The 6,869-nt window shown below is 68.7% G+C and carries 6 protein-coding genes and 1 pseudogene; 1 reads left to right on the top strand and 6 read right to left on the bottom strand.

What is annotated here, in order from left to right:
- Positions 1-949 (top strand): chaperonin GroEL (gene groEL / locus MKK65_RS24310; RefSeq protein ID WP_243960544.1); only part of this gene is annotated, 949 nt, incomplete at its 5' end.
- Positions 950-1,026: 77 nt separating this feature from the next.
- Here groEL and MKK65_RS24305 read toward each other — a convergent pair.
- The 6 genes and pseudogenes from MKK65_RS24305 to MKK65_RS24280 form a co-directional block, all read right to left on the bottom strand.
- Positions 1,027-1,844, bottom strand: a pseudogene (locus tag MKK65_RS24305) (prephenate dehydrogenase/arogenate dehydrogenase family protein).
- Positions 1,845-2,186: 342 nt separating this feature from the next.
- Positions 2,187-2,696, bottom strand: a complete 510-nt coding sequence (gene fae / locus MKK65_RS24300) for a 5,6,7,8-tetrahydromethanopterin hydro-lyase (RefSeq protein ID WP_058190399.1) — start codon at positions 2,694-2,696, stop codon at positions 2,187-2,189.
- 239 nt (positions 2,697-2,935) lie between these two features.
- Positions 2,936-3,769 (bottom strand): triphosphoribosyl-dephospho-CoA synthase, encoded by an 834-nt coding sequence (locus MKK65_RS24295; protein WP_243960542.1) that lies wholly within the window; start codon positions 3,767-3,769, stop codon positions 2,936-2,938.
- Entirely contained in the window at positions 3,766-4,674 is a 909-nt protein-coding gene (locus tag MKK65_RS24290; protein WP_243960541.1) for a RimK family alpha-L-glutamate ligase, read from the bottom strand. The genes MKK65_RS24295 and MKK65_RS24290 overlap by 4 nt, the downstream gene beginning before the upstream one ends.
- A gap of 57 nt (positions 4,675-4,731) precedes the next feature.
- Entirely contained in the window at positions 4,732-5,706 is a 975-nt protein-coding gene (gene mch, locus MKK65_RS24285; RefSeq protein WP_243960540.1) for a methenyltetrahydromethanopterin cyclohydrolase, read from the bottom strand.
- Positions 5,706-6,854: an ATP-grasp domain-containing protein gene (locus tag MKK65_RS24280; protein ID WP_243960539.1), complete on the bottom strand. Its 1,149-nt coding sequence runs from the start codon at positions 6,852-6,854 to the stop codon at positions 5,706-5,708. The genes mch and MKK65_RS24280 overlap by 1 nt, the downstream gene beginning before the upstream one ends.
- Positions 6,855-6,869 lie beyond the last annotated feature (15 nt).

The raw sequence follows: 6,869 nt of genomic DNA, 5'->3' as shown, positions 1-6,869 counted from the left end.
GATGCTGCCGGTGCTCGAGGCCGTGGTCCAGACCGGCAAGCCGCTGCTGATCATCGCCGAGGACATCGAGGGCGAGGCCCTGGCCACCCTCGTGGTGAACAAGCTCCGCGGCGGCCTGAAGGTCGCGGCCGTGAAGGCGCCCGGCTTCGGCGATCGCCGGAAGGCGATGCTGGAAGACATCGCGATCCTCACGAAGGGCCAGATGATCGCCGAGGATCTCGGGATCAAGCTCGAGAACGTCACGCTCCCGATGCTCGGCCGCGCCAAGCGCGTGCGGATCGAGAAGGAGAACACCACGATCATCGACGGCGTCGGCGAGAAGTCGGACATCGAGGGTCGGATCAGCCAGATCAAGGCGCAGATCGAGGAGACCACCTCGGACTACGACCGCGAGAAGCTGCAGGAGCGCCTGGCCAAGCTCGCGGGCGGCGTCGCGGTGATCCGCGTCGGCGGCGCGACCGAGGTCGAGGTCAAGGAGAAGAAGGACCGCGTCGACGACGCCCTCAACGCCACCCGCGCGGCTGTCGAGGAAGGCATCGTCCCCGGCGGCGGCACGGCGCTGCTGCGCGCCAAGAAGGCGGTCGCCGAGCTGAAGTCCGACGTTCCGGACGTCCAGGCCGGCATCAAGATCGTGCTGAAGGCGCTTGAGGCCCCGATCCGTCAGATCGCCCAGAACGCGGGCGTCGAAGGCTCGATCGTGGTCGGCAAGATCACCGACAACACCTCCTCGGAGACCTACGGCTTCAACGCCCAGACCGAAGAGTATGTCGACATGATCCAGGCCGGCATCGTCGACCCGGCCAAGGTCGTGCGCACCGCCCTGCAGGATGCGGCCTCCGTGGCCGGCCTGCTGGTGACCACCGAGGCCATGGTCGCGGACGCGCCGAAGAAGGATGGCGGCGCCCCCGCGATGCCGGGCGGCGGCGGCATGGGCGGCATGGACTTCTAAGTCCAAGCCACCCGACGGAATGAGGAAGGGGGTCGCCGCAAGGCGGCCCCTTTTCCGTTGTGCGGAGCCCCGTCTCCTCACGCCTCAGTGTGCGTACGGCGGGTCATGAGGCGTGACCGTTCGAGAGCCACGGCGTGGTCGTCGCGTGCCAGGTCAGCCTCGACTTGGGCAGCCAGTGGAAAGAAGCGCTGCCGGACATTGGCGGTGAACGGGTTCGACCGCTCGATCGCCTCGAAGACGTTGGGCGCATCGTGCCGGACCATGTCGACTGCCTGCATGAGCAGCGAGAAGCTTTGCGTGGTCATGTGCGTGGGAAGCGGCTCCATGGCGACGAGCACCCGCGCGATCAGGTGGGTCAGGCCTTGGACGGCTGCGGCCTCGCGGTCATGGGCTTCCGGCGTCGTGACGATCACCTTGAGCTTCAGTACTTTCCGAAGGAACGCCATCGCGCGACGCCCGCGCCGTCCCGAGACCGGGCATACGGCGATCTTCAGTCCGGCTATTCCGTCGCCGGCACTCTGGGGGCCGAACAGGGGATGGGTGCCGAGAATCTCGACGCCAGCCGGAAGTCCCGCCCGCATGATCGCAATGGGCTCCATCTTCACCGAGCCGACATCGACCACCAGCGTTCCCGGCCGGAGATGCGGGCTTATCGCGGCCACGACATCAGCAAAGCGAGAAACCGGAACGGCGAGGATGACGACCGGGCAGCGTGCCGCACCCTCCAGGCCGGTCCGCATCGCACCGTAGGTCTAGCATCGGGCTCCGCCGGGCGCGGATCGTAGACACGCAGCGCCAGATGCGGCGCAAGGTGCCGGGCGATCAGACGCCCGAAGGCGCCGAAGCCGATGAGTCCGATGGCCGGGTGGGGCGGAGTGACGGGGGAGACTGACACGGTGACCTCGAGCAGGCGCGAGGTCGGCGGATCAGGAACTCGAGCAACCGCCGACGACGCAGCGGTTGGGCATGACAAGCAGGCCGCCGCTAAGGGAGCGGCGCGTAATACGATCCGGTGGGGAGCAAGCTTGGCATGATGGGCAGCCTCTAGGTCGGGCCACTTCCCGCGTCAATCGGGCCGCCTCGACGGCGGGTTCGCGGGGGACTGAAACAAAAAACGGGACGGCTTTCGCCGTCCCGTCGGTGGTTGTTCTTATCGACCTAAAAAGATCGAGGCCAGTCGCTGGAGCAGGCCCCGCGGTGCGGGCGGAGGCTCACTCTGTCCAGGACCGTCCCCAATCTAATTGGCGGCGAACGGATGCTGGGCCGAGTTGCGCTGCTCGGTGACGACCGAAGCCTTCGGCTCGCCGTTCACAGCGCGCTGGATCGAGAGCTTGGTGGCCTCGTAGTTGTACTTCTGGATCTTGGCGTCGTCGGCCGCTTCCCAGTGGATGAACACGCCGACCAGGATGAACAGGTCGTCGGCCTCATCAGCCGGGATGATGCCTTCGGCAACGGCGTCCTGGACGGCCTTGGCAACGCCGTGCTGGGCCGGGCCGAACATCTGGACGGCCTGACGGGCGTCGTTGATGGTGACCTTGTTGAACATCAGGGTGTTCGGCTTGCAGGGCAGGTTCGGCGCGATGACCGCCAGCAGGCTGGTGAAGCCGTGCTTGTTGTTCACGAGGCCGTTGCAGAAAGCCGTCTCGGCGGGCGAGCCGCGCGGTCCGATGATCAGGTCGATGTGAGCGACTTCGTTGCCGTCGCCGACGAGGGCTTCGCCAACCTGAACCTTGGTGATCTTCGCCATTCGGTGTCTCTCCCTGGATTCCGAAAATGTGCCGCGGCGCCGGGCGATGCCTGCGGCCGGGAAGCCATCCTTGTTATCGGCGCCCGACCCTCCGGCCGAGCCAGACGGGCCGAGCCGGTTGGGCCGGACAGCGCGCCGGACCCTACAGCGCGACCCTGCGGCTCACAACCCGCGCAAGGCCCTGAAGGTGAGGAATTTCTTTGGACGCGGGGCTCGGACGGCGGGAACTTTTTGGTGTTTCACGCCAACGCAGCGCCAGCCGATGCGAGGGCATCCCAGAACACGGTCGCCACCGTGAAATCGGCGCTTGTGCCGGGGTTGAGCCCACGGGCCTTGAGCGACGTGTCGAGACTGAGCAGGGGGGCCACCGGGCGGCTGGCGAGATCGAGCCCGGACAAGACGGCCTCCGCCTCCAGGCGCACGCCCTCGGCTGCCTCGGCGCCTGCCTTGCGGGCGATGTGGCTATCCGGGACGGAGCGGAGATAGGCAAGTTGGATGGCCGTGGTGCACCAGGACGGATCGAGGCCCTGGGCGCGCGCCTCAATGAGGGCCGGAAGGCCGATCGTGGCGATGTCCGAGAAGCTGGTTATGTAGGCCCGGGCAATGCGGTCCCGGTCGGCCGCCTCCGCCATCGCGGCACGCAAGGAGGCGGGAGCCTCGGCGGCGACATCGTGCTTCGTGGCCCGGCCGAGACCACCCGGGTTGGCAAGACGGATCGCCGCGAACACCGCCGCCGAATCCGCAGCGTCGAGATCGTCCAGCACCGCGCCGACGGGCCGGGCCCGTTCGGCGGCTACGGCGAGGGGGGCGCAGAGCAGAAGAATCCCGAGATTCGTATTCTGGGCGACAGCCGCCAGGGTCGCGGCGATTCCTGCCCGGACCCGCTCGCCGACCCCCGCGCCGGACCGGGCCAATTCCGGGGCGGAGACATCGGCGCTGGTGACAAAATCCGCCACCACCATGCGGTGGCCGTCTGCGTAAGCGTGGACGTTGCCGGGCTTTAACGCGTCCAGTTCCGCCAGGCAGGCCGCGCGATAGAGCGTGCCGATCAGCCCTGCGTCGAGGGCGCTCATGCCACCACGAGCCGTGGCAGGGTGGCGCCCCGGACGGCGGCCAGGAAGCCCTGCACCACGGCGGCTGCGATGTCGGTCTCGCACACGGTCTGAAGGCCCGACCAGGCCGGCATGGAATTGACTTCGAGAATCGAGAAACCGCCCTCCCCGTCCTCGACCAGGTCGACGCCGGAATAATCGACACCGACCGCGGCGGCGGCGGCCTCGGCCATCTCGGCAGCGGCCGGCGGCATCACCCAGGGCAGCGGCCGGCCGCCGAGATGCACGTTGGTGATCCAGCCGTCGCCCTCGCGGATCATGCCGGCGATTGCCCGGCCATCGCAGACGAATACACGATAGTCGCGCCACAGGCCGTCCTGCCGTGGCACGTAGCGCTGAAGATAATAGACCCGGGCCACCGCGTCCTCGTCGGGTAGATCCTCTGGCCGCTCGATCAGCGCGAGCCCCTCCCCCTGCGAGCCGAACAGCGGCTTCAAGACCAGCGGCGCGCCAGGGCGCCCCTCGCGCAGCACAATCTCGGCGGCAGCCTCGCGCTTGGAAACCACCCAGGTATCCGGGGTCGGCAGACCAGCCCGAGCGACGAGCAACGAAGTGGCGGCCTTGTCGACCGATCGCTCGATGGCGGTGGGGGCGTTCCACACGGTAACGCCGGCGGAAACGAGGGCGTGCAGGACGCCGAGCCGCATGGTGGTCGCCTCGAAGGTACCGCCCGCGATGGTCCGCAGCAGCACGCCGTCGGGCAATTCGCCGGAAAACCCCGGGACACGCAGGGGCTCGCCACCGCCGGTCGCCACGATCACGTCGGCCAGGGAAAACAGAACCGGCTCGACGCCCTGCGCCCTTAGGGCCGCCAATAGCCGGGCCTTGTGCCAATTGCCGTTATCGGCCGCCAGGGCGATGCGCATGGATTCAAGACTCTGGACAACAGTCCCTCCCCGGTCACGGGGAGGGGATCGATACGGCTACGCGAAGGAGGCATCCACCAGCGTCGGTTCCAGGCGGCCGCCGCGATAGGTGGCGCCGGAGCGCACCGACGTGACGATCGCTTCGGCCGGCGAGAACAGGGCACCATCGATCTTGTAGAAATCACCGTTCACCCGCGAAAAGATCTCGGCGAACGGGGCGCCGTGGTCACTCGACGTGGTGGACGGGATCTGCTCGGCGAGCTGCTTGGCGTCGGCATCGTCGGCGTCGACGAACAGCTGGACCCGGCCGCCGTAGATGATCGCGTCGTTGGTCCGGCCCATGGCCTTGATGAAATCCGGGTGCGGAGGCGAAAGCGGTGCCGAGCCGATCCCGTCGACGATCGCGTGCAGGTCGAAGCCGACCGTGTGCGCCTTGTGCAGGGCCACTTCCAGCACCCGGGCGACCACCTGGGTCGAGCCGGCAAGGCTCTGGGTCGGGGCGAAGATGAAGGTCAGGTCTTCCGGGCGAAGGCCGGCGGCCTCGGCGACCTTGGCGACGACACTCTCGGGCGGCCCGCCGGCCGCTTCGAGCACCAGGGCGGTCTTCGTGGCCGAATCCCGGTAGCCCAGCTCCTGATACAGGTCCTCGACCGCCGCGACCGCGCGGCCGGGGCCCGAGCCGAGGGCGAAGAAGCCGGAATCCCCGGCCTCGTCGGCGAGGCTCCAGCCGGCATACTGGCTGCCGAGGCAGGCCAGCACGGGATCGGCGGCGTGGACGATCACGGAATACGGCCAGGAGGCGATCGGGCCGCTCGGGGCGATGGTGACGGTGCCGAGGCCGCCGAGGCAGATCTCGGCGATGCGCCGTCCGGCTTCGATCGAGCCCCGCGCCTGCGCGCCCGCATCGACCATCCGGGCGCCGCCGGCCGCCTGCGAGACCGACAGGCGCAGGGTTGCGGCATCGGCCACGAACCGCTCGATCAGCGGCGCGGTGAGCGCGTTGACGCTGGGATAGGATTGGCTGGCACTCATCACAGGGCTTCCTCGGGGTGTGTTTTCTGTGCGGCTAGATCGGCTTGGAGCCGCGCCGTCCGCGTGTTCAAACTGTCGCGCGCCGCCTGCCGGTCGGCCCCAAGGGCAAGCACCGTGCAAAGGGGCGCGTCGCGGCGGACCACCGTGCCGGGGCGTGGGCGATCGCGCACATGATCCGGCCAGGAAAAATCCCGGACAGGCGCGTGCTCACGCTCCGCGTAACAGATCTGTGCAGCCGCCGCATCCGCCGGTTGCTCACCGAGCGTCGGCATGCCGCCAAGGCTGGCCTCGATATGGGCGGCCATCAACGGTGTGCTTCTTCGGTCCAAGATATCGAGGGTCGCGCCCGGTCGCGGATTGATCTCGGTCAGCCACCAGCCGGACTCGTCGACCAGGAAATCGGCGCTGGCGAGCCCGCGCAGCCCAGTCGCGGCAACGATTTTTTCTGCCGCCCCCGCGATCGTGGCGAGCAGAGCGTCGGGGAGAAGCGGCGCTTCCGCCGCGCCGGGGGCCAGGGCACCGCCGTACCGAAAGGGTCGGATCGGCGACGGTGCGTGCCATTGCTCGGTGCACGCAAGCACTTGCATCGTGCGCGCATAGGCGAGGAAGTTTAGAGCGTGGGGCCGGCCGCAGACGCGCGCTTGATGGTAGTGCCGGTCCGGCGCCGAACCGCGCGTTGCCGGGCGGATGTGGCTGCCGCCGCTGCCGCCGATCCGCTTGATCAGCCAGCCAGAGGGGTCGGGGAGCGGATCGACCGTGACAGCCGGATGCGGCACGCCGAGCCGAGCGCAGAGCGCTGCGAATCCGAACGGATCCTTCAGGGCCGCGATGGCATCGACATTGGCGCCGATCAGCCGATGTTGTTCCGCGATACGGGCTACGAGACCGGGCGCATCCTCGAACCCGCTGCCCAGGACGATGCCCATGGGCGAACCCGCGGAGGCAGCCAGTTCGTCGATCGCCGCCAGGGTCGCGCGGGCGGCGATCCGGCTGCCGAAACGGCCCGGGAGCGGGCGGTAGGCTTCGCTGAGCGCCAGGGTGTCGGAATCGCCGAACAGGTCGGCCACGTAAGGGCGCAGACCAGCCCGCCGGGCAGCCTGAGCGAGGGCGCGCCCAGCCTGCGCGGCGATCAGGATCGCCGGGTCCATACCGGACTGTGCCGG

This window comes from Methylobacterium sp. J-001 (assembly GCF_022829565.1).
Classification (GTDB): domain Bacteria; phylum Pseudomonadota; class Alphaproteobacteria; order Rhizobiales; family Beijerinckiaceae; genus Methylobacterium.
Note: the sequence above shows the minus strand (reverse complement) of the source record. Positions and strands in the feature narration are given on the sequence as shown.

Coding starts and splice junctions, on each gene's coding strand:
- MKK65_RS24295 (WP_243960542.1), bottom strand. CDS start 3,769: ATGAGCGCCCTCGACGCAGGGCTGATCGGCACGCTCTATCGCGCGGCC.
- MKK65_RS24280 (WP_243960539.1), bottom strand. CDS start 6,854: ATGGACCCGGCGATCCTGATCGCCGCGCAGGCTGGGCGCGCCCTCGCT.
- mch (WP_243960540.1), bottom strand. CDS start 5,706: ATGAGTGCCAGCCAATCCTATCCCAGCGTCAACGCGCTCACCGCGCCG.
- fae (WP_058190399.1), bottom strand. CDS start 2,696: ATGGCGAAGATCACCAAGGTTCAGGTTGGCGAAGCCCTCGTCGGCGAC.
- MKK65_RS24290 (WP_243960541.1), bottom strand. CDS start 4,674: ATGCGCATCGCCCTGGCGGCCGATAACGGCAATTGGCACAAGGCCCGG.